The organism is Roseibium sp. SCP15 (assembly GCF_040329435.1).
GTDB lineage: Bacteria > Pseudomonadota > Alphaproteobacteria > Rhizobiales > Stappiaceae > Roseibium.
Genome location: NZ_JBDZYI010000001.1, coordinates 1,110,056 through 1,133,507, shown reverse-complemented (window position 1 = coordinate 1,133,507; position 23,452 = coordinate 1,110,056). Strand labels below are relative to the sequence as shown.

Here is a 23,452-nt window from a genome sequence, read left to right as displayed (position 1 = left end):
ATGCGCGACCGCAACGCACGTCTCAGGTCTGGCCTTCACCAAAAATCCGCCAAGGCTGAAAGCCAACAGGACGTACGCATACGAGTAGACCTCAACCATTTGAGATCTCTGGAAAACCGGGCCAGAAACCTTACCTTATTGCCGCGGCAACCTGCGAACAGCGTCCTGAACGGGCGTCATGCTTCCAGGTTGCGTGGCCGCGGACTGAATTTTGAAGAGCTCCGGGGGTATCTTGCAGGCGACGATCCCAGAACGATCGACTGGAAAGTGACAGCTAGGACCGGCGAGCCCCATGTGCGGGTCTACAGTGAAGAACGGGACAAGCCAGCGCTACTTGTCGTCGATCAGCGAATGTCTATGTTCTTCGGCACCCGACACAACATGAAGTCGGTGACGGCGGCAGAGACGGCCGCGCTCGTTGCGTTTCGGGTTCTGGACCAGGGTGACCGTCTTGGTGGAATCGTCTTCGGAGATGAAATTGTCTGTGAGATCCGGCCCAAACGCAGCAAGGTTGCCCTGGAATGTTTTCTGGCGGCATTGAGCCGCGCAAACAACCTTCTGCGCGCTGATGCACCAGTCGTCGACGCTCCGATGCTTCTCAACCGTCCGCTTGCTTCCGTGGCCCGAATGGCAAAGCGCGATCACCTGGTTGTCGTCATCAGTGATTTCGACGGGCTCGACGATACAACGGAAAAGCTGGTGGCGAACCTGGCACGTCACAATGATCTTGTTCTGTGCCCGGTCACAGATCCGATTTCAAACGAAGTACCCGAAGGAACCAGGCTCATTGTTTCTGACGGCGAATTGCAGGTGGAAGTCGACACCACGACAGGAGAAATCTACCGGCGCCTTGAGGAGTTCACGAAAGGTCGTCTGTCTGAAGTCTTGTCCTGGAACCGCAAATTCGGCGTACCGATATTTCCCTTGAGTGCGGGAGAAGACACAGTTGCCCAGCTGAGCAGATTGACGGGACACCGAATGACCGGTGGAGGCCTGCAATGAAGGACGAATGGAAGGGTCTCAATCTCGTTGAGTTGCTTGATCTGTTGGAACCGGTCCCCGAACCCGAACCAATTTCCATGATGCCACAGACAGTCGGTTGGCTCTGGCTCTTGCTGTTCCTTGCCGCTCTCTTCGGCCTGTTCGGCAGAAAGCTTGTTAAACACCGGAAAGAAAACGCCTATCGCAAACAGGCGTTGGACGAACTGGCGCAAAGTTCCGACGACCCGACCGTGCTTTCCAACCTGATCAGACGCACGGCACTGGCAGCTTATCCAAGATATTCGGTGGCGTCGCTTTCAGGCAGTGACTGGCTGGAGTTTTTGGATAGGAGTTATGGAGGCAAGGAATTCACAAGCGGTCACGGCCAGGCACTGGCATCTGCTCCCTACCAGGAGAATTCTGATGCGCCAAACCTGAAACCGCTGGTCAAGGACTGGATCAGATCACATAGGAGAGACTTCCGGTGATTGAATTCAGCCAACCGCTCGCATTTCTGATGCTGCCGCTGCCCATATTGGTCTATTTTCTGGTTCCTGCGCACAAGAAGCAGGTTTCCGCTTTGCGCTTTCCCTTTTTTCGCAGGCTGGCGGCGGCTGCGGGAAAAGAGCCTGCACCAGGCTCTGTCATCTCCAGACGATCCTTATTCCAAGAAACTATGGCCGGATTGGTTTGGTGCCTTCTGGTTGGGGCATTGGCTCAACCAGAACGCATCGGTGATCCGATTGTTCAGGAAAAGGCAGCAAGAGATGTCATGCTTGCAATCGACATTTCCGGTTCGATGGATCAGATCGACTTCACTTCAACTGATGGCGGGCGCATTCAAAGGCTTGATGCGGTCAAGAATGTCGTGGGCGATTTTATCAGCGCTCGAGATGGTGACCGTGTTGCCCTGATAATTTTCGGAGCCAAGGCGTTTGTGCAGGCTCCTTTCACCGAGGATCTTGCTTCAGTTCGTTCGCTCCTTGAGCAGACACAGGTTGGTATGGCCGGGCCTCACACGGTCATCGGCGATGCAATCGGGCTTTCGATCAAGACATTCCAGGCAAGTGAGATCGAAGAAAGACTTCTGATCCTCTTGAGTGACGGAGGTGACACGGGGAGCCGGATGTCCCCTGTAAATGCCGCCGGCATCGCAGCTGGCGAGGGAATCGAGATCATAACGATCGGTGTCGGCGATCCGGATGGTTCCGGTGAGCAGAGATTGGACGAGCAGGCTCTCAAGGACATTTCGGCAGCAGCTGGCGGCCAGTATTTCTTTGCTGCCGATGAAGACACACTGACAGACATCTATGGGCGCATAGACGCATTGAAGCCGCGCGAAGTTGAAACAACCAGCTACCGTCCACGTGATCCGCTGGGTCACTACCTCCTGGGACTTGCTGTCGTCCTTGGTTTCTCGACATTGCTGGTTCTATTGGTCTCTCACAGGACGCGGAGGCCAGCATGAATTTGGACACTCTAATTCCTGATTTTTCGGCCTTTCACTTCATCCGCCCCTGGTGGTTGATTGCCCTTCCCGCGATCCTGCTCGTCTGGCTGTTTGTTCGCAGGACCTTTTCAAGAAAAATCAACCTCCCGAATGTGGTCGCACCGCATTTGGCAAAAGCACTTACGGTTGGAAACGATCAATCCTACCGACTTCATCCAATCGATTGGGTTTGCATCCTGCTGGCCTTGCTGGCACTCGGAACAGCTGGCCCAACCTGGTCTCGCGTCCCAAATCCACTTCTTGCAGATACGTCGCCACTTGTTGTGGTTCTCAAAGTATCCAAGTCGATGTTGCAGACCGATATTCCTCCAAGTCGGCTTGAGCGCGCAAAACACAAGGTCCTTGATCTTCTGAAGGAAAGAAGAGGAGCAAAAACCGCTCTTGTCGCGTATGCCGGCACGGCGCATCAGGTCGTGCCGTTGAGCGAAGACCCGGAGGTGTTGAAACCCTTCCTTGAAGGGCTGGAACCGGATGTGATGCCCAATGACGGCGAAACAGGCCGTGATGCATTGCAATTGGCGCAAGAAATTCTTGAAACACAAAACGAACCGGGCTCCATCGTTTTTCTGCTCGACCGTTTGTCAGATGCAGATGCCCGGTCGTTTCAAAGCTTCACTGAAACCACCGGGATGTCCCTGTTGCTCTGGACATTTAGCAAAGATGAAACCGGTCTTGCTGAAATTGACAGTTTGCCTGGGGTGCAAACGGTTGCTGTCACCATAGACACGAGCGATGTCAATCAGGTTACGCGCGCCATTTTATCGGCCTACCAGTCAGCACTCACTCAAGATGAGCGGCTGAAATGGCGGGATCAGGGATACATTTTTGCCTGGCCCGCAGCCTTGCTCTTGCTGTTCTGGTTTCGCAGAGGCTGGACAATGAAGTGGGCTGTTCTGATGCTGGCTGTAACGTGTCTCGTGTCGACGACAGAGGTGCGTGCCGATGGCTGGCGAAGCTGGTTTCTGACACCCGATCAGCAAGGGCATCTGGCATTTGAAGCCAAGGAGTACCAACAGGCCGCTGATCTTTTTGAAGACCAGATGTGGAAGGCCTATTCTCTCTACAGGCTTGGCAGATACGAGGAGGCGGCGGAACTATACTCATATCAGGAGAGCTCGGACGCAGCCATGGGCGAAGGCATGGCGCTGATAAAGTCGCGATCCTACCGACAGGCGATTGCGGCCTTCGAAAAGGCAGTCGAGCGAGACCCGGACAACAGTGCGGCCAAAAACAATCTTGAGCTCGCCCGCTATATTCTTGAATATGTTGAAACAACGCGGGAGCAATCCGACACCGGAGAAGAACGGGGTATCGGTGCGGACGATGTTGTTTTCGACAATGAAGCTGGCCGGGGGGCAGAAAGCAAACAACAACAGCAATCCGGCGAAAAGTTGCCTGAGTCAGCGGAGCAATGGATGAGAACAGTCGATACAAGAACCAGTGACTTTCTCAAGACAAGGTTTGCTCTGGAAGCTGTGGAGCAAGCCCAATGATCCGCCTGGCGCTTGCTCTGATTTTCTCGGTTGCTGCGGTTCACATGGCAGTGGCCCGATCGAACACCGCGCCGAAAGTGAAGACGGCTCTTGAAGAGAACACGGCCATTCCGGGACAGCCCCTGATTTATCGGATCACCCTACTCGTTCCAACCTGGCTGCCAACCCCGCCCCTCTTCCCGAATATTGAAGTTCCGAACGTGATGGTCAGACTGCCTTCACGGGCGTCGGGCCCGACAAGCGAAACGATCGACGGAGAGACATGGTCCGGGGTAACACGTTCTTACCGGCTCTACCCGCTTGTTCCTGGACGTTTTCAGATTCCAACCGGAACGATCAAGGTGGTCTATGCAGATCCGGAAACTCGCCAACCGATAGAAACGGAAGTTGCAACCGAGGCATTTGAAATTATCGGAGCACTTCCGGATGGCACACAGGACCTCGTTCCGTTTGTTGCTGCAAACCAGATCAGCCTGGACAGACAGGTCGAAGGTGATCCAGCCTCACTTCAACCTGGAGACGCGTTGAAGATTACGACCAAAGCCTCAATTTCAGGCGCCCCGCCGATGGTTCTTCCCTCCCTTGAAGGGACCCAGGAGTTTGATGGTGTTTCGTTCTATCCGAGCGAACCGGTTATTGAAGAAAAGGAGGATCGGGGACTTCTTTCCGGATCGCGTGAGGAAACATTCACGTTGGTCGCAGAAAACGCCGGTGAATATGAAATCCCGGAGTACTCACTATCCTGGTACAATCTCAAATCCGGAAAGATAGAAACAGCCCAGGTTCCATCCATTCACCTTTCGGTCGTAGGTGGTGCTGAAGGAGAGTCTCAGGAGACAGCCGGTGCAAACCTGCGTTCACTGTTGATTGGAGCCGGGATTTCCCTGATTTTTATCGTTGGCCTGATCTTCCTGTCCCGTTGGCTTGCACCCAGGATTCTGGGCGCAGTTAGAGAGCGTTGGTCGGTTTTCAAATATTCAGAGACCTATGCATACCTTGCGCTAAGACATCAGGTTTACCGGCGCAATTTCCATGCAGTTTATAGAACCGGTACTGAGTGGCGTAGTCGATTGAATGAACTGGATGCAGGGTTGGACTGGACCAATTATGATGCTGCGCTGATTGAATTGGGCAAAGGACACTACAGAAAGACTGCGCCCGATAAACATTCCGGAATGAACATCGCCTGGAGACGCTTAGAGACCGTAATTCAAGACCTCAGAAAGACGCGATCAAATCGGATCCGTCGGCACCGACAAAACAGTCTCCCACCGCTCAATCCGTCACCAAAGAACGCGCGACTGTGAGTGAAATGATGTCGCGATGCCATAGATTTTCACTGCGATAAACCGGACTTTCATCAGGAATTATTTTTCTCCAGAAGTCTAAATAGGTATTTCCTTCAATAAATTTTTTCATCCCCTCTAATTTTTCGGATTACTTTCATTCCACTCTTCACCTTTGTTGAATATTACTTCAACTGATCTGACGCTTCTCCATTCCACTCGTTACCAATTCTTAATTTGAATCATAACTCCGCAACATCACTTCTATGCACAGGTAGAGCTTCTCGCCTGTACCGAATTGAACCTGAACCAGATCAAGCGGAGGAAATTGAAATGAGAAGAGTTACGGGAACGATTGCTGCCGTGGCAATCATCTTTGCTGCTTCGACAACATCGTCGCTGGCAACGACGCAATCAGCACCACTGTTGCCACCCGACAGCATTGAAGCGCAAAGCAAAATATCACCTCCGCCTGCGTTGGGAACACCTAAGTTCCACCAAGAGATGTCCACAATTCTCTGGCTACAGGAAACGAGGACACCCGAGCAGGTGCATTTCGTTGAAAAACCTCTCAACCTCGACCGCTTTGCTCCAATCGTCAGCGAGGAGATGTTCAAGGTTGATGGCCCCGCGCTAAGTGTGCTGCTCGAAAATGCCATTGATGAAGTCCGAAACGACTACGACGCCGTCAAGACCATCTACGATTATCCCCGCCCGTTTGAAATCAGCTCCGCGGTGGAAGCTGTTGGAGATGCGCGCGCAGTGCCCTCATATCCAAGCGGGCACGCTATTCGGGCCATCGTTTATGCCCGCCTGCTGACGGAGGTCTTTCCGGAAAAAGGTGACGAGTTGATGGATCTTGCGAACCGGATCGGACATGGCCGAGCCGTCGCAGGCGTCCATTATCCGATGGATGTCTCATCCGGTCAGGTCCTTGGACATGCCTATGCAGATGCAATATTGGCCAATCCGACGGTTCAGGAAGCGATAGCTGATATTCGAGGGATTGATCGCTCTTGATAATTGAACCTGGTGCACTGTTCTCGTGATCAGTGCACCAAAAACCCCAAAGATGTTCAGTTGGGTGCAAATTTGCGGTTTCAGCTCGCCTTGGCGGCCTGGCCCATCAGAGCAGGAACCACTTTGTCCGGCGTGCCCATCATGGCGATCTGACCAGAATTCAGAACGACAACCCGGTCCGCCATCTTCATGTGACTTGGTCTTTGTGTGTTGATGAGAATGGTCGCCTTGCCATGCAATGCGCGGATCATTTCCATGAACTTCTTGTCCCCTTCAAAATCCAGATGCGTTCCAGGATTGTCGAAGAGATAGAGAGGCACCCTTTTGATAAACGCCCGAGCTAGCACGATCCGCTGCTTCATGTTGTCCGGTATCTGCTTCAAGACTTCGCCATTCAACCTTGTCTCCAGACCTTCAAAGTTTTCTTCAAGGTAAGGCAGAAGGCCAAGTTGAGTTGTAATCTCGAACAGTCGCTCATCGCTGGCGCCAGGATCGGATAACAGCAGGTTCTGCTTTACGGTGCCATAGAAAAAATCCAGATCATCCGGTGCATAACCGATCTTGGATCTCCATTCGCCAGCATCCAGCTGACGAACATCAAGTCCGTCAAAGAGTATGGAACCGACTTGTGGCTGAAACAGTCCTGTGAGAGCCTGGAAAAGAGCTGTTTTGCCAGACCCGCTTGGTCCGGTTATGGCAACAATTTCTCCTTCCTTGATGTTGAGCTCGATACCCTTCAGGGATGCTTCTGTAGAACCGGGATAACGGAGCACCAACGAAGATATTTTCAAGTCGCCTTGAATGTCTCGGGTAATGCGCGGCAAATGTCCCGGCTCTCTTTCAAGTGGAACTTTCATCAGGTTGTTGATCTGGTCGATAACCGTCCTGCTTTGTGCAAGTTGCGTAATGCTCAGGAAGGCCTGGTTCATCGGATTGAGAACACGCCAGGACAGCGCCATCGTGGCAATCAGTGCGCCAAGGCTCATTTCACCGCCCATGACCTGCATGGCGCCTATGCCAAGGACAAGCACACCACAAATCGTCATCAAAGCCTGCGAGACAGTCTGAAGAACGTGTGTCAAATGACGCGCATGTACATTCATCTTGTTGAAATTGGCCGAAAGCACTGAAAATCTTTCCAACCATGTGTCTTCAACCGAAAGGTTTCTCAAGGCACGCTGGTTTCGGAACGTCTCAATCATGAAACTGTTGAGCTTGGATTTTTGCTCACCGACGGCAGCCACCTCCCGCTGAACCTTCGGCAGCACATAGACGGCAATCAGGGCATAGACAACGAGAAGTGCCAGCGGCGGCAGTGCCACCGGCCCGCCGATGAGGAAAATCGCTGTAATGAAGATCAACGAGAACGGAATATCAATGACTGCATTGAACAGCGAACTCTGAAAGATATCGCGCACACTGTCGAAGTACCGAAGCCGCATGACCTGGGTACCGATCGGAGCTTCCGACAGCATCGAATACGGCAAATGCAGAATTCTCTCGAACGTCTTGTTGCCGACAATCGCGTCAATGCGTCCACCCAGATAGGATTGCAGCCGGTTTTTGGCTTTTCTCAGAGCCAGTTCGGATACAAGAATGATGGCAATGCCGACTGCCATTGTGAGCAGCACGTCAATTGACTTTGCCCCCATCGCCTTGTCGTAGATGGCCATGATGAACAATGGCGGCCCGAGCGCGAAGACGTTGAGAATGAAACCGAGCGCCAGAATTGACACGATGCTGCTTCGGAACTGCTTGGAAGCAGTTGATGACCAGCTTCGGTTGCTTCGAACCTGACTTTCGTCCTCTTTTTCATCATAGACCAGATAAACTTCGGATTTCGCGACTTCCTTAGCCGACAGAATAACGGCCTCACCATCCAGACCGGAATATGCTCTGAATTCTCCGGTGTCTGTTTTGCTGACCAACACCTGAACGTCGGCGGCTGTCATCCGAAGGCACGGCAACTGCGCCTCAGTCAACTCGGCTGCACCTCCCTGACAAGCAGTGGTCTTAACGTGCAACCGATTGAGGACCGTCCTCAGCTCCTGGAAGGTTTCGATGCGATCGAAATGTGGAAGTGCTTCGAACAGGAGCCGGTCATTCCCTTGCCACCGCATTTCACGAAGAAGCGGGATAAGGCATTTCTCAGCCGGGGCAGCATCCAGTTTGAGTTTCTGGAAGGCCGATTCCTGCGGAGTGCCGGCGTTCAGCCCTTCCGAAATGTCATTCCATTGCCGGTGGACAGGATTGTCCTCGGAATGAAGATCTTCAAGATCAAAGAGGGCTTTACTCACGCCGGCATCCCCATTTTCCGAGGCTGACTGCTTTGACCTTTTTCCGTCATCTCAACGATTTGACCCTCACGCAGTTCGAACTGCCGGTCGGACAGCGCCAGCATTGACGGGCGGTGACTTACGATGATCACCGTCAAATATCCTTTGAGACGCTTCAAAGCCTGCATGAGACCCCTATCCGCCTGTTGGTCCAAATGCGCGTTTGCCTCATCCAGAATCAGAATACTGGGTTCACCGGCCAGCGCCCTGGCAATACCAATCCTTTGCAGGGTTGAGGCAGGAACCTTGCCACCAAGATCGGATCCAAGTTGGGTTTCATATCCCTTCGGCAAGAGGTGGATCTCTTTCTCAAGACCGATCAGCTTCGAAGCCATCCTGGCATGCGCGATATCGGAAACAGCACCAAACATGGTAATGTTCTCCAGGATCGTGCCGTTGAAAGTTGCTGATTGGGCGTCGACATAGGCGATCGATTGCCTCAGCGCGTGCTTTGCAAGGCCATCAAGGTTTTCTCCGCCGATTAGGATCCTGCCGGACTTCGGCGCCATCTCTCCCGTCAGCAGTTTCATCAAAGTGGATTTGCCACTGCCGTCCGCGCCCTGAAAACTGACAATCTGCCCAGGTTCAATCTTCAAGTTTACTTGGGAGAAAACCTGTCGTTTGCCTTCCGCCACTTCCGCGGAAACGTCAACAAGTTCAATTGAACCGTCCACGTTCAGGTTTAGCTCTTCGCGCTTTTCGATTTCTGGCAATTCGAACAGGTTTTGAACCTGGTTATAGTCGTGTTTCAGCCGCTGCATGTCAGTCAACTGATTGATTGCACGAAGAAACGGCTGCACGAATTGCCCCGACAGCAGCGTACTGGCGGCTACGCCACCAATGCTGAAGTTACCGTTGATGACCATCAGCGCGCCGAACAAGACAACCAACACAGTCGTCAAGGTTCCGAACATTGAAGAGGCGTCCCGCGCCTGACCGGACAAACGCATGTATTTGGCGCTGAGCCTGGCCGTCGCTCGTTGCAGTCTTTCGAAGCGCCGCATGATCAGGGCTTCCATCGCCTGCGACTTTACGGTTTTTGCTCCGGACAACACTTCGAGAATGAAATCGGACTTGCGATCATCCTGATCTGCACGGTCTGCTACCACTTGCTGAAGCGAACGGTTCCTGTTCACGGCAAACAACAAGAACAGAGCAAGCAAACACACAGGCACGAATGCCAGAGGCCCGGCGATGAAGATCAGAACAGCCAGGTAAATCCCACCAGCAGGCAGGTCTATCGCCAGCAACCTCCCCTGATCGCCATAGTGATCTGACACCGACTGGAGTGCTCTGAGCTGGTGAACATGTACGGACACGGGTGTCTTCGCAAACTGAGCGGGTTTTGCATCAAGAACACGCCGAAAGAGTTCCTTGTGTGCCTGGTGATTGAAGCCGGCTCCCAGCCGACCAACCACCGCCGTGCGTGCGATCTTGATTGCAGCGTCTGCGATCAGAACGCAGATCACTCCGGCCATCAGAACAAACAAGGTGTCGGTAGAAGCGTTTGGAAGTACACGATCATACACCTGGAGGATTGCAAGTGGCATCGCCAGGCCGAGCACGTTGGCAAAGACCGAGGCAACAACGACATCCCGCGGCAGACGAGGTGATGCAATCCAACTTCCCGTAAGGGAATGCTTCACCCTCAAGCAGGGTAAAAAGAAAGATGAATGCAACGATTTCAACATGTTTGCGCCAGAGTCGTGAACTTGTTCACTCAAACTCGGCGGTTCGGGTTTAAAAACCGTTTACCTTAAGTGTCGTTTTCAAAATATTGTCGCCACTAAGCATCAGAATCTTTGTCGGTTTTTCCGCTTTGTTAAGTCCGGATGCGTTGACTGCAATGAACCGAAATTGTGCGGACTTGTGACCGGATGGCAAACGATACCGAAAATCGGGACCAGCAAGACAAATCCCTGCCCGGCGGCGAAACTCCTGAGAGCAGGACCACGCTGACCTCCGATAGCTATCTACAGTCAGGTGTACTGGATGCTCGAGACCGACATCTCGACAAGGCACACGATTATCACCTTGATCAGGACATGGGCGATTCCGCCGAGCAGGTGAATGCCAATTTGCATTTGCGTCATGAAGAGAACCCGCCGGAAAGCTCACCCGACACGAAGCGGTTTGAAGCCGAGACCGACAGTACAGATCTCAATCCCGCAATAGAGATGGCCGCACTTGAACCAGGTGTGCCGGCCGACCCGGCTGCCGGATATTCGACCTCTCCGCTTCCTTCCGAGGAACAATCGAGAACACCTTCGCCAAGTGGAGCTGTTTTTGGTGGAGGTTCCAGCGTCGGCCCGTTGAACCCCGGGTTTACGAGCCCGATTGACAATACCGATAGCACTTCCAAATCCAGTCAAAGTGCCGGGCAAAAATCCGACATCCCACAAACAGACAGCAATGCACAATTCAATCGAGAGACAGATGCGGCGTTGCCTGAAGCTGAAGACGAAGCCGTTGCGTCAAATCTCTCCAGCGTCACAGATATCGATACAGATGATAATACTGTTTCGGAAGATGCGGAAACCGGCGCCGCAACCGGCATTCAGGCATCGGCTGACGTGGCGACCGGGACGTCAGTACAATACAGCTTGCTGGATGATGCGAACGGACTGTTTGCAATTGACCCCGATACCGGAATTGTGACCGTTGCTGGCGACCTCGACGCAGAAACGGCCGGGGTTCATGAGATCGTTGTGCTTGCCACGGCATCCGACGGAGCAACGGAAACCGAAAGTTTCACAATCAAGATCCGTGATGTTGATGAGTTCGATGTTTCCTTCATCAAAACGACCGATGCAAGCGGCGGTCAGTTTTCGGAAAACGTTGAAGGCGGCACCGCAACGGGCATTTCGGTGTTGGCCGAAGATCGGGACGTATCAGATACAGTCACCTACTCCGTAGATGATCCCCGATTTGATATTGACGCAAATGGGGTTGTCACGATTGCTGAGGACGCCACGTTTGACGCCGAAACGCAGAGCAATGTTTCGTTCACAGTAACCGCGACTTCATCGGATGGTTCACAAACCACCCAGCAATTTGATCTCAAGATCTCGGATGCGAACGAATTTTCCGCGTCTGATGTTTTGGATACGGATAGTTCGGTCAATTCAATTGCAGAGGATGCTGTCGCGGGTGCTCAAGTCGGTATCACAGCGTTTGCGACGGATGCTGACGTTTCCGACACGGTCAACTACTCCGTCTCCGACGATCGCTTCGAGATTGCAGACGATGGCACGGTAACGGTTGCGGAAGGTGCGAGCTTTGATGCCGAGGCGGAAAGCAGTATAGATCTCACCATCACAGCAACGTCTACCGATGGTTCGACGTCCGAGGAAACCTTTACCATTCAGGTGTCAGATGTCAGTGACACTGCTCCGACTGATATTCAACTTCACGGGCAAACCGGCAACCTCATCAAAAATGGAAGTTTTGAAGCCTTCGACGTTTCGAATGGCTCGTGGACGCATGCAGGGTCGGATCCCTCCGGCGCGTGGTCATCCGAGGGCCCGGTCGAAATCTGGGACAATTACGGCGGCGTGAAAGCCACGGAAGGTGACCAGCATATCGAGCTTGATTCCGATCATGGCGTGAACTCAATCTCGCAAACGGTGGAAACGACTGTCGGGCGAGTTTACGACCTTTCCCTGGATGCAAAAGCGCGTACTACTTCCGCAACAAGCACGGTCGAAGTGTATTGGAACGGCGCACTCATCTCCGCGTTCGACCCGGAAACCGGTGACTGGTCAACATTCGATTTCCAGGTTGTCGGAACAGGCGGCAGCGACGTCCTCGAGATACGCGAAACCGGCGAAGACAACGACAGTTACGGCGCTCTGTTGGATAACGTGTCTCTGATCGAAGTCCCGCTCACCATCAGCGAAGGTGTCCCCGGAGCTGTGGTTGGCACAGTAACCACGACCGATGCTGATGCAACTGACAGTCATACCTATGCGGTTTCAGATCCACGCTTTGAAGTCGTGACCGATGGAGACGGAAACGCAGTCTTGAAGCTCAAAGACTCGCTAAGCCTGGATGAAGAAAATGCCGGCGACATCGAAGTCACAATCACAACAACTGATGAGGCCGGTCTAAGCTATTCCGAAAACTTTGTTATTTCTGTTGCCGACCTTGCAGAAAAGGCGGTTGGCGACATCTCCGATGCAAATGCTGCCACGAATTCAATCCTTGAAGACGCGGCCGAAGGTACATCGGTCGGCATTACGGTCCATGCAGAAGACGGAAATGCAAAGGATACGGTTATCTATTCGGTTTCTGATCCACGCTTCCAGGTGGAGGCAGACGGCAGTGTAACCGTAGCTTCCGGCGCAAAATTTGACTTTGAAAGTGAACCTTCAATTTCACTGAGTGTAACAGCGACATCTTCTGATGGGTCTCAATCAAGCGAGACCTTCGAAATAAACGTCGGCGACGTGTCTGAAACTTATCACCTGCCCTCAGGCACAACGACATTCGTCGATGAAGGTGTGGCAGAGACCTCTATCACAGGCAATTACACTTCAGACACGATCGCTGCACATGAAGACGGCAGCAAGATCGACGGTGGTTCGGGCAACGACACGATCTATGGTGGCGACGGCATCGATACGATCACCGGAGGTGCGGGTAACGACAACATCCAGGGTGGTGGCGGCGACGATACATTCGAAGTCGGCAAGGATCACGGCGACGACGTCTTCGATGGCGGCGCTGGAACGGACCGTGTCATCGCAACGGAAGACGATGTCGAGATTGGTCTCGCAGGCAACTTCACGGCGGGCGCCGTCGAAGAGATTGGCGGCAACGGCCACGACAATGTCGAAGTGCACGGCAACTGGCAGAACAACACGCTCGACTTCTCCGGCACCACGCTTACCGATATCGATGCAATCGACGGCGAAGGCGGCAACGACACCATCACCGGCACAAGCCAGGATGACACCATCCGGGGCGGCACCGGCAATGACACCCTGCACGGTGGCGACGGCAACGACACGTTCGAAGTCGGCAAGGATCACGGCGACGACGTCTTTGATGGCGGCGCTGGAACGGACCGCGTCGTCGCAACGGAAGACGATGTCGAGATTGGTCTCGCAGGCAACTTCACGGCGGGCGCCGTCGAAGAGATTGGCGGCAACGGCCACGACAATGTCGAAGTGCACGGCAACTGGCAGAACAACACGCTCGACTTCTCCGGCACCACGCTTACCGATATCGATGCAATCGACGGCGAAGGCGGCAACGACACCATCACCGGCACAAGCCAGGATGACACCATCCGGGGCGGCACCGGCAATGACACCCTGCACGGTGGCGACGGCAACGACACGTTCGAAGTCGGCAAGGATCACGGCGACGACGTCTTTGATGGCGGCGCTGGAACGGACCGCGTCGTCGCAACGGAAGACGATGTCGAGATTGGTCTCGCAGGCAACTTCACAGCTGGCGCCGTCGAAGAGATCAGCGGCAACGGTCACGACAATGTCGAAGTGCACGGCAACTGGCAGAACAATACGCTCGACTTCTCCGGCACCACGCTTACCGATATCGATGCAATCGACGGCGAAGGCGGCAACGACACCATCACCGGCACAAGCCAGGACGACACCATCCGTGGTGGCACCGGCAACGACACCCTACACGGTGGTGACGGCAACGACACGTTCGAAGTCGGCAAGGATCACGGCGACGACGTCTTTGATGGCGGCGCGGGAACGGACCGTGTCGTCGCAACGGAAGACGATGTCGAGATTGGTCTCGCAGGCAACTTCACCGCAGGCGCCGTCGAAGAGATCAGCGGCAACGGCCACGACAATGTCGAAGTGCACGGCAACTGGCAGAACAATACGCTCGACTTTTCCGGCACCACGCTTACCGACATCGATGCAATCGATGGTGAAGGCGGCAACGACACCATCACCGGCACAAACCAGGACGACACCATCCGGGGCGGCACCGGCAACGATACCCTGCGCGGCGGTGACGGCAACGACACGTTCGAAGTCGGCAAGGATCACGGCGACGACGTCTTTGATGGTGGCGCGGGAACGGACCGTGTCGTCGCAACGGAAGACGATGTCGAGATTGGTCTCGCAGGCAACTTCACAGCAGGCGCCGTCGAAAAGATCAGCGGCAACGGTCACGACAATGTCGAAGTGCACGGCAACTGGCAGAACAACACACTCGACTTCTCCGGCACCACCCTCACCGATATCGATGCAATCGACGGTGAAGGCGGCAACGATACCATCACCGGCACAGGCCAGGACGACACCATCCGTGGTGGCACCGGCAACGACACCCTGCACGGTGGCGACGGCGACGATACATTCGAAGTCGGCAAGGATCACGGCGACGACGTCTTTGATGGTGGCGCGGGAACGGACCGTGTCGTCGCAACGGAAGACGATGTCGAGATTGGCCTGGCAGGCAACTTCACAGCTGGCGCAGTCGAAGAGATCAGCGGCAACGGCCACGACAATGTCGAAGTGCACGGCAACTGGCAGAACAATACGCTCGACTTTTCCGGCACCACGCTTACCGACATCGATGCAATCGATGGTGAAGGCGGCAACGACACCATCACCGGCACAAGCCAGAATGACACCATCCGGGGCGGCACCGGCAATGACACGCTTTACGGCGGTGACGGCAACGATACACTCGAAGGCGGTTCAGGAAGCGACATTCTTTACGGCGGAACCGGAACTGACACCGCAGTCTTTTCCGGAAACATTTCCGATTACGACATATCTCAAAACGATGATGGTTCGCTGACGATTGCCGATACCCGTTCCGGCTCCCCGGATGGAAGTGACGGAGTATATGACATTGAAACTCTCCGGTTCTCGGATGGCGATCTGACAGTTAGTAACTTGTTCTCTCAGGCAGTAAGCGACGTTACTGACACCGATGCCTCTTCCAACGCAATCGCAGAGAACGCACCAGAAGGTTCAACAGTTGGTATCACCGCCTTCGCAGATGACGGCAATGCCTCCGATTCTGTTTCCTACACCGTTTCCGACGATAGGTTCAGCGTAGATGCGGATGGTGTCGTCACCGTTGCAGCAGGAGCCAGTTTCGACTTCGAAACGGAAAACACGGTTGATCTGACGGTAACAGCAACATCCACGGACGGTTCCACTTCAAGTCAGACCTTTTCCATTGCTGTTTCCGATATTGCCGAAGACCTTCAACTCTCAGACGGTGGGGTCAGTTTCACAGATACAGGTACGGCGGAAACGGCGATTACTGGTGGTACAGGCAATGACACCATCACCGCTCACGAAGAAGGCAGCAATATCGACGGTGGGGCGGGATCGGACCGTCTGATTGGCGGGTCAGGAGATGACACACTTGCCGGTTCGGAGGGAGCTGATCTTCTGGAAGGCGGAGCTGGTGACGACACGCTCAAGCTGTCTGGTGAAACAACCTGGAGCGGCTACGCGGCGCGAAACACTGAAACCGGCGATCTGGTTTCAATCAGTGGCAAAACGCGCAACTCGGACGTTTTCAAAGGCGGAGAAGGAAACGATACGCTCGTAGGCACCGATCAGGCAGATGCGATTTTCCTGGATGACAGTTTCACCAGTCGTCATTCGGATGCTTCCGGCGCTCGCCTGGAGAGCATAGAGGCCGTTGAACTGGGTGCCGGAAACGACCTGCTTGACATGACCAGCGACAGCCACACCTACACCACTGACGTTACGGTGGATGGTGGGACCGGCAATGATGTCATCTGGACCGGTGACGGCGATGATACTCTTGAAGGCGGCGAAGGAAACGACAATCTCTTCGGCGGTGCCGGAAACGATACGCTGGACGGAGGTACGGGCTCTGACACCGCGCTTTATTCCGGTAACTGGTCGGACTACGACATCACCGAAAATGCTGACGGCAGTTACACCGTAACCGATACACGTGCCGGCAGCCCGGATGGAAGTGATACTGTTTCGAACGTAGAAACGTTCAGTTTTGCCGATGGCGACAAAGCCGTTGATGAGTTGATCGACACCACTGCGGAGGTAGGTCCTGTTTCCGACACCAACTCTTCTGCGAACACCATTCACGAAACAGATGGAGCTGGAACTCAGGTCGGTATCACGGCCATTGCAAGCGATCCGGATGGCGATGCTGTCACCTACCAGTTGAGTGACGACAGGTTCTCTATCGATGATGAGGGCGTCGTCACCGTCGCGGATCATGCCTTTTTCGACAGTCAGGTCGAGAGTTCCATTGACCTGACAGTAACGGCAAAATCCGCCGACGGCTCCGAGACTTCCGAAACATTCAGCATCGATGTTGCCGGCAATTACGACTACCAGTTCACCGGTGGAACCGGTAGCGGAACGTTCAGCGCCTCTGGTCAATCTTACTCCGTCGACGGGGTTGGTGGTAGCGACAACATTTCGACCGGTGAATACAATGACCGCATCGAAGGAGGTTCGATTGCCGGAGCGGATGTGATCTCCGGCAACGGTGGCCGAGATCTCCTGTTCGGCGAAGGTGGTCAAGACATGATCGTTGGTGGCGCTGGAGATGATGTCATTGTTGGTGGTGCCGATGCCGACAACCTTGTCGGCGGCGATGGCTCGGATCTGTTCATGTATGGTCTGGGTGACGGCAACGACAGCATCACCGGAGGCACCGGTTCCGCATGGACCGATGTTATCGACCTCGGAGGAGGTCCTGGCATCACCGCGGCCGGAGATTACGGAACCGACTGGACCGTAACGGTCACTGAAGGTTCGATTACCAACACTGACATGGAAAACGGTCGCCTTGAGCTGACGGAAGACGCATATGGCTCCATCGAGTTTGCTGACGGCAGCAAGGTTGATTTCGCTCAGATTGAAGAAATCCGCTGGTAGCTGATGTCACCGGACAGCGGAAACTGAAACAAGCCCCTCCGGAAACGGCGGGGCTTTTGCTTCGCTGATCTTGCTGCGGCCTCTGCTTACGATCGCTAGCGTTCGCTCAACGGGTCGCCAATAGCTCTTGTGACTGGTTTGAGCATGTATTGCAGGACAGATTTTGACCCGGTCACGATTTTGGCATCCACCACCATGCCCGGAGAAATCGTTTCGGCCTGGCTTCCACTTCCAATCTGATTGGACGTCAGTGGTATGGTCGCTTTGAAGAAGTAGTTTCCATATTCGTCCCGGAAGCTGGATGCCGAGATAACTGCAACTTCGCCTTTCAGTGTGCCCTGAATGTTCGGATCGAACGTCGTGATCGCGATTTCTGCCTGATCCCCGACTTCGACGTGACCGATATCGCGTGGCGAAATACGAACATCCGCGACCAGATCGCTGTCGCTGGGAACAATTTCCGCCACGACATCTCCCGGGGCAAGTACGCTGCCTGGCCCTTTCAGGTACAAGGCCTTGATGTGACCACTGGCGGGCGCGCGGACGAACAATCTGTCAAAGCGGTCCTTTTGTTTCTCGGCCTCAAAGGCCAGTTCGCTGCGTTCCTGAACAACGCGGCTACGCTCTTCGGCCAGTTCTTCTTCAGCCACTGCAATCGACCGTTCGAGACTGGCCTTCGCTTCGGTCAACTGCGCTTCGGCGCGGCCTTTATGACCAACCAGTTCACTCAATCCGCTCTGCGCAATCTGCAGCGACGACTTGGCATCCAGAAACCGTCTTTTCGACGTGTATCCCTGATCGAACAGTGTCTGCTGGATCGAGAATTTTTCCTTCTCGATTTCAACTTGCGTTTCCTGGAGTGCAACCCGTTCCAGAATGCTTGTCAGTTCTGCCTGTTTTTCGTTGATCCGGGCTTGCAGTGCCTGCTGCTCCTGGGCGAGCGCTTTTCGCTGTGCTTCCAGTGCCGCGAGCTGTGCTTCGCTGAACTCCAGATCGGTTCCCAGCCGGAGGCTTTTGGGATCCACGTTGGTCGGATCAACCGCAAGCCTTTGTTCTTCTCGTGCCAGAAATTTCAGACGTGTCTGCACTCTTTCAAGATCGCTGGAGGTAGCAGTTTCCTGAAGGCGGACGAGAGGCGTTCCCTTTTCAACCAGCTGACCTTCCTGGACCAAAACTTCGGCAACAATGCCTCCTTCCAGGTGGCCAACGGTCTGGACCTTGCCGGCTGGTGCAATTTCTCCCGCAGCTTTTGCAACTTCCCGAACCTGTCCAATAGCCGCCCAGGCCAAAAAGGCAGCGGCGCCCAATGAAAGCACCTGAAGCACACGGCGATAGGCTGCCGGTGGCGGCCCCTCTTCCAGCTCCAGAGGCATATCGAGGGATTGGTCGTCGGAAGTGGACTTGCGAGAAAACATGATGCCCTGACGCTGGCCGAAACTACTCAACTACCTATGGGGAATTAAAGTAAACATCTGCTGAATCATGCCCCTAACCAAAGGTCGAAGAAACTTGAGTGGAGCGCTTTGGTTGGTGGTTAGATTTTTGAGTGCTGCCTATTTTCCTACTGAATGGTCCGATTCTATTGAGTCGTTACCAACGGAGAACCGCCATCAAACAAATTGAGCATAACTTGATTTTTTTATCCTGCCGAAGTCCGCAACGGATAAAATTCAAGGTCTGCTTCAAATCAGCCATGAATGCGCAAGTATGAGTCTACCTGTCCCCGAGAATGAAAAAAGAAGGCTCCAGTTTCTAAGAGACCTGCGCATTCTGGACACTGAAAAAGAACCCGGGTTTGACGCTCTTGCAGATTTGGCGAGGACCATCTGCGGCACATCATTCGCTGCAATCACATTCATGGAAGAGCACGAGCAATGGCTAAAGTCTTCCTCCGGTTCGGAACTGGGAACTGTTGACCGTAAGGATGCCTTTTGTGCTCAGACTATTGTGGACAGGAAGACCCTTGTCATCGAGGACACTCTGGCTGATCCGCGGTTCAATCGAAGTGCTCTGGTTACAGACGATCCCCGGATCAGGTTCTATGCCGGTTGCCCGTTGATACTGGACGGAGATCTTGCCCTCGGAAGTCTTTGCGTCCTTGATGTCGCTCCTCGTCGTCTCACCAAAGAACAGATCAGGCAGCTTGAGAAGCTGACGGAAGCAGTTGTTGCTCTCGTTCAGAACTACAGGACGGTTCACCTTGCCGCAGAAGCCGCGGTGGAAGCTCGTGACCTGCAGCGCGCCGCTGAAACCCGGCAAAAACTCCTGGAGCAAATGGAGGATATCGCTCAAATCGGCGCCTGGAAGTCCAATCTCCACACACAGAAGCTGGAGTGGTCGGATCAGATTTATCGGATGTACGGAGCGCCCATCGACGAGGAACCTTGCCTTTCGGTACTTCTGGACAGTTATCCGGAAAAAGAAAGAGCAAAACTAGTCGAATATATGGATCTTCTTGTTGAGACACAGACCCGCCAATCGCTCGATGTATTTCTGACCCGGCAGGACGGTGTTGTCAGGCGCCTCAGAATTATGGGCGAAGCACAGAAGGCCGCAGATGGCACTCAGGAACTTCTGGGGATCGCGCAGGACATTACCGAGCAATACGAGATCGAAAGAGAACTCTGGATTTCCGCGCATTACGACAGCCTGTCAGGCTTGCCAAACCGCAAGTATTTTAACGCTGAACTGAAAGACCGGACCGCTAAATCTCTAAGTTCCGGCACCGGACTGGCGTTGTTGCTGATTGATGTCGACTACTTCAAATACATCAATGACACCTATGGCCATCTCGCGGGGGATGAAGTGGTACGGGCAGCCGGAGAACGTATCACCGAGCATTTTGGATCCGATGCATTCTGCGCGCGCCTCGGGGGTGATGAATTTGCTGTCCTGACGTCCTTCAATGGTGATCGGGCAGCACTTGTTTCCATCACCGAAGACTTTCAGACCAAGTTCAGTTTGCCGATCCTGGCCTGCGAAAACTCCATTCCTGTCGATTGTTCCATCGGGATTGCAATCCTGCCGGAGAATGCCGACACACCGGAAGACCTACTGAAATCTGCCGATTTCGCTCTCTACTCGGTCAAAAGACGAGGCAGAGGCGGTGTTGACGTTTATCAACCCGCGCACAGGGAATTGTTTCTTTCCGCAATCCCCACACAAGACAGCTGTCCCGGCCACACGGGCTGACACAACATATTTCCACCCAACATTTTTTTGACAAACTGGCTTTGACCCGTCTGAGCTGACGTGCATTAATGTCACAAATATTCGGGCGATTTGCCAAATCACGTGATGCTTTGGGAGGATGCATGGCTGATACAAATCCGGTAAGCGCGGAACTCACGGACGGAGTTCTTTGTTTGACACTAAACAGGCCGGACAAATTGAATGCCTTTAACGAAGACATGCACCATGCGCTTCGTGAACACCTTTCAAAAGCGGAAAGCAATCTGGACATTCGAGCGGTGCTGCTTACCGGAGCAGGCCGCGCCTTTTGCGCCGGGCAGGATTTGTCGGACAGGGACATGCGTTCCGGAGGCAAGGCGCCGGACCTCGGCAACACTCTGGAAACGCTCTACAATCCATTGGTGCGACAAATCCGGGCGCTTCAGATGCCTGTAATCTGCGCTGTGAATGGCGTTGCCGCCGGAGCTGGTGCAAACATTGCTCTTGCCTGCGATATTGTCATTGCGGCTCGATCTGCAAAATTCATTCAGGCGTTTTCCAGGATCGGACTGGTTCCCGATTCCGGAGGTACATGGTTTCTACCTCGCCTTCTCGGTGAAGCACGGGCCAAGGCCCTTGCGATGACAGCTGAGCCGCTTGAGGCCACGAAAGCTGCTGACTGGGGGCTTATTTGGAAGTCTGTCCCGGACGAGGAATTGCAGGATGAAGCACTGTCACTGGCGAAAAAAATGGCTGGCGGACCGACAACGGGTCTGGCCCTGACAAAACAGCTCATTCAGACAGCATCAGATCAGGCGCTGGATAAACACCTGGACGCCGAACGTGATGCACAGCGGCAAGCCGGAAAGACTGATGACTACCGGGAAGGTGTTACAGCTTTTCTGGAAAAGCGCCCTGCCCGGTTTACCGGTTCCTGACAGCTGCACGGGGAATTTCATGACACCGAATGAACTTGCCAACGCCTGCGCGCAGCGTATGTGGTCGCAGGATACGGCCTCCCAGAATCTTGGGATGCGACTGGGACTCGTTGAAACCGGTCGCTCAACCATCACCATGGTTGTAATCGAAACCATGACCAACGGCCATGGCATCTGTCACGGCGGCTATATTTTTACACTGGCCGACAGCGCATTCGCGTTTGCCTGCAATACATACAATCAAGTCACCGTCGCCCAGCATTGCACTGTGACGTTTCTGGCTCCAGCACATCTGGGAGACGAGCTGACGGCCACCGCTCAGGAACGATCTCGTCAAGGGCGGTCCGGACTTTACGACGTAACAGTCAAGAATCAGGACGGAAAAGTAATTGCCGAGTTTCGCGGCAATTCAAGAACAACCAAAGGCACAATTCTGCCAGAGTGAGAGGAACGTTCGGCGGAACGTTTCCCGGGAGGACACAATGGAAGATCTGGCACCGCATCCAGGTGACCTGGAACCGATTGAAACCGCGTCTCGAGACGAGATTTCGTCCCTGCAGCTGGAGCGACTGAAGTGGTCAGTCAAGCATGCCTATGAGAACGTACCCTTTTTCAAGGCCAGGTTTGACGAAAAAGGAGTACATCCCGATGATCTCAAGTCACTGGCAGATCTATCGAAATTTCCCTTCACGACCAAGCATGACCTGAGAGATCACTATCCTTTCGGTTTGTTCGCGGTTCCACGCGACAAGATTGTGCGGGTTCATGCTTCGTCCGGCACGACCGGAAAGCCGACAGTGGTCGGCTATACGGCCAAAGACATCGATATGTGGGCTCATCTCGTTGCCCGCTCGATACGGGCTTCAGGCGGTCGGCCGGGTGACATCATTCACGTTGCCTACGGCTACGGGCTTTTCACGGGTGGATTGGGCGCTCATTACGGCGCTGAGAAGATGGGCTGCACCGTGGTTCCAGTTTCCGGGGGAATGACAGAACGCCAGGTCACACTTATTCAGGACTTCAAGCCGCGCATTATCATGGTGACGCCTTCTTATCTGTTGTCCATTCTCGATGAGTTCCGCCGTCAGGGCATAGACCCGCGCGAGAGCAGTCTTGCGACCGGCATTTTCGGGGCGGAACCGTGGACCAATTCCATGCGTCTTGAAATCGAGGAAGCATTCGACATGCACGCCGTCGACATTTACGGGCTCTCGGAAATACTTGGCCCGGGTGTTGCAAACGAGTGCGTTGAAACAAAGGACGGGCTGCACATCTGGGAGGATCACTTCTACCCGGAGATCATCGACCCTGAGACAGGAGAAGTCCTTCCAGATGGCGAGATCGGTGAGCTGGTCTTTACGACCTTGACCAAGGAAGGGTTGCCCATGATCCGATACCGGACGCGAGACCTGACCAGATTGCTACCGGGAACCGCCCGATCCATGCGCCGCATGGAAAAAATCACCGGCCGCTCCGACGACATGATCATTCTGCGGGGCGTCAACGTATTCCCGACACAGGTGGAAGAACAGATCCTGAAATGTGATGGCCTATCGCCTCACTTCCAGATCGAACTGTCAAAGTCAAACCGGCTGGATGTCATGACCGTTCACGTCGAGGCACTACCGGGCTCATCGACCATCGATGCACGCAAGACCTCCGCCAAGGAACTTGCACATCACATCAAGAGCGTGATCGGAATATCCGCAGTAATCGACGTGACCGAGCCAGGTCACGTTGAACGTTCGGCCGGCAAGGCCAAGCGGGTCGTGGACAATCGACTGAAAGACTAAGAAAACAAGTGCCTGTCAGGTCTGCACCCGCATCGTGGG

General features: G+C 54.1%; 14 protein-coding genes. 11 read left to right on the top strand and 3 right to left on the bottom strand.

Annotation, left to right across the window (positions count from 1 at the left end; translation table 11 throughout):
* The 6 genes from ABLO27_RS05090 (at position 1) to ABLO27_RS05065 (ending at position 6,290) form a co-directional block, all read left to right on the top strand.
* The gene (locus ABLO27_RS05090) at positions 1-1,002 is read left to right on the top strand and encodes a DUF58 domain-containing protein (protein ID WP_353030963.1); all 1,002 of its coding nucleotides are present in this window, start codon (positions 1-3) and stop codon (positions 1,000-1,002) included.
* Positions 999-1,469 carry a DUF4381 domain-containing protein gene (locus ABLO27_RS05085; RefSeq protein WP_353030962.1) on the top strand — a complete coding sequence of 157 codons (471 nt, stop codon included), beginning with the start codon at positions 999-1,001 and terminating at the stop codon, positions 1,467-1,469. The genes ABLO27_RS05090 and ABLO27_RS05085 overlap by 4 nt, the downstream gene beginning before the upstream one ends.
* Entirely contained in the window at positions 1,466-2,449 is a 984-nt protein-coding gene (locus ABLO27_RS05080) for a VWA domain-containing protein (protein ID WP_353030961.1), read from the top strand. Before ABLO27_RS05085 ends, ABLO27_RS05080 begins: the two co-directional genes overlap by 4 nt.
* A complete protein-coding gene (locus ABLO27_RS05075; RefSeq protein ID WP_353030960.1) occupies positions 2,446-3,984 on the top strand; it encodes a VWA domain-containing protein in 1,539 nt (512 codons plus the stop codon). The genes ABLO27_RS05080 and ABLO27_RS05075 overlap by 4 nt, the downstream gene beginning before the upstream one ends.
* The gene (locus ABLO27_RS05070; RefSeq protein WP_353030959.1) at positions 3,981-5,291 is read left to right on the top strand and encodes a hypothetical protein; all 1,311 of its coding nucleotides are present in this window, start codon (positions 3,981-3,983) and stop codon (positions 5,289-5,291) included. The genes ABLO27_RS05075 and ABLO27_RS05070 overlap by 4 nt, the downstream gene beginning before the upstream one ends.
* Positions 5,292-5,603: 312 nt before the next feature.
* Positions 5,604-6,290 carry a phosphatase PAP2 family protein gene (locus ABLO27_RS05065; protein ID WP_353030957.1) on the top strand — a complete coding sequence of 229 codons (687 nt, stop codon included), beginning with the start codon at positions 5,604-5,606 and terminating at the stop codon, positions 6,288-6,290.
* Between the two features lie 80 nt (positions 6,291-6,370).
* Here the strand turns inward: ABLO27_RS05065 and ABLO27_RS05060 are convergent, their stop codons facing one another.
* Both ABLO27_RS05060 and ABLO27_RS05055 read right to left on the bottom strand, forming a co-directional pair.
* Positions 6,371-8,587, bottom strand: a complete 2,217-nt coding sequence (locus ABLO27_RS05060) for a peptidase domain-containing ABC transporter (protein WP_353030956.1) — start codon at positions 8,585-8,587, stop codon at positions 6,371-6,373.
* Positions 8,584-10,272: a peptidase domain-containing ABC transporter gene (locus ABLO27_RS05055; protein WP_353030954.1), complete on the bottom strand. Its 1,689-nt coding sequence runs from the start codon at positions 10,270-10,272 to the stop codon at positions 8,584-8,586. Before ABLO27_RS05055 ends, ABLO27_RS05060 begins: the two co-directional genes overlap by 4 nt.
* A gap of 231 nt (positions 10,273-10,503) precedes the next feature.
* Here ABLO27_RS05055 and ABLO27_RS05050 point away from each other — a divergent pair, with 231 nt between their 5' ends.
* Complete coding sequence (locus tag ABLO27_RS05050) at positions 10,504-17,511, top strand: cadherin domain-containing protein (RefSeq protein ID WP_353030953.1); 7,008 nt, start codon at positions 10,504-10,506, stop codon at positions 17,509-17,511.
* A gap of 95 nt (positions 17,512-17,606) precedes the next feature.
* Here ABLO27_RS05050 and ABLO27_RS05045 read toward each other — a convergent pair whose 3' ends face one another.
* A complete protein-coding gene (locus ABLO27_RS05045; RefSeq protein WP_353030951.1) occupies positions 17,607-18,926 on the bottom strand; it encodes an HlyD family type I secretion periplasmic adaptor subunit in 1,320 nt (439 codons plus the stop codon).
* 292 nt (positions 18,927-19,218) lie between these two features.
* Between ABLO27_RS05045 and ABLO27_RS05040 the strand changes: the two genes are divergently transcribed.
* The 4 genes from ABLO27_RS05040 to paaK all read left to right on the top strand — a co-directional run bounded on the left by ABLO27_RS05040 (position 19,219) and on the right by paaK (position 23,413).
* The gene (locus tag ABLO27_RS05040; protein ID WP_353030949.1) at positions 19,219-20,703 is read left to right on the top strand and encodes a diguanylate cyclase domain-containing protein; all 1,485 of its coding nucleotides are present in this window, start codon (positions 19,219-19,221) and stop codon (positions 20,701-20,703) included.
* Positions 20,704-20,825: 122 nt separating this feature from the next.
* On the top strand, positions 20,826-21,620 hold the full coding sequence (gene paaG, locus ABLO27_RS05035; RefSeq protein ID WP_353030947.1) for a 2-(1,2-epoxy-1,2-dihydrophenyl)acetyl-CoA isomerase PaaG: 795 nt from the start codon (positions 20,826-20,828) through the stop codon (positions 21,618-21,620).
* A 19-nt stretch (positions 21,621-21,639) separates the two neighbouring features.
* A complete protein-coding gene (paaI, locus tag ABLO27_RS05030) occupies positions 21,640-22,065 on the top strand; it encodes a hydroxyphenylacetyl-CoA thioesterase PaaI (protein ID WP_353030945.1) in 426 nt (141 codons plus the stop codon).
* Between the two features lie 37 nt (positions 22,066-22,102).
* Positions 22,103-23,413 carry a phenylacetate--CoA ligase PaaK gene (gene paaK / locus ABLO27_RS05025; protein WP_353030943.1) on the top strand — a complete coding sequence of 437 codons (1,311 nt, stop codon included), beginning with the start codon at positions 22,103-22,105 and terminating at the stop codon, positions 23,411-23,413.
* The last annotated feature ends 39 nt before the right edge of the window (positions 23,414-23,452 follow it).

What these genes read in the sequence shown, in the direction of transcription:
- ABLO27_RS05090 (WP_353030963.1), top strand. Translation starts at nt 1, where the DNA reads ATGCGCGACCGCAACGCACGTCTCAGGTCTGGCCTTCACCAAAAATCC.
- ABLO27_RS05085 (WP_353030962.1), top strand. Translation starts at nt 999, where the DNA reads ATGAAGGACGAATGGAAGGGTCTCAATCTCGTTGAGTTGCTTGATCTG.
- ABLO27_RS05075 (WP_353030960.1), top strand. Translation starts at nt 2,446, where the DNA reads ATGAATTTGGACACTCTAATTCCTGATTTTTCGGCCTTTCACTTCATC.
- ABLO27_RS05070 (WP_353030959.1), top strand. Translation starts at nt 3,981, where the DNA reads ATGATCCGCCTGGCGCTTGCTCTGATTTTCTCGGTTGCTGCGGTTCAC.
- ABLO27_RS05065 (WP_353030957.1), top strand. Translation starts at nt 5,604, where the DNA reads ATGAGAAGAGTTACGGGAACGATTGCTGCCGTGGCAATCATCTTTGCT.
- ABLO27_RS05050 (WP_353030953.1), top strand. Translation starts at nt 10,504, where the DNA reads ATGGCAAACGATACCGAAAATCGGGACCAGCAAGACAAATCCCTGCCC.
- ABLO27_RS05045 (WP_353030951.1), bottom strand. Translation starts at nt 18,926, where the DNA reads ATGTTTTCTCGCAAGTCCACTTCCGACGACCAATCCCTCGATATGCCT.
- ABLO27_RS05040 (WP_353030949.1), top strand. Translation starts at nt 19,219, where the DNA reads ATGAGTCTACCTGTCCCCGAGAATGAAAAAAGAAGGCTCCAGTTTCTA.
- paaG (WP_353030947.1), top strand. Translation starts at nt 20,826, where the DNA reads ATGGCTGATACAAATCCGGTAAGCGCGGAACTCACGGACGGAGTTCTT.
- paaI (WP_353030945.1), top strand. Translation starts at nt 21,640, where the DNA reads ATGACACCGAATGAACTTGCCAACGCCTGCGCGCAGCGTATGTGGTCG.
- paaK (WP_353030943.1), top strand. Translation starts at nt 22,103, where the DNA reads ATGGAAGATCTGGCACCGCATCCAGGTGACCTGGAACCGATTGAAACC.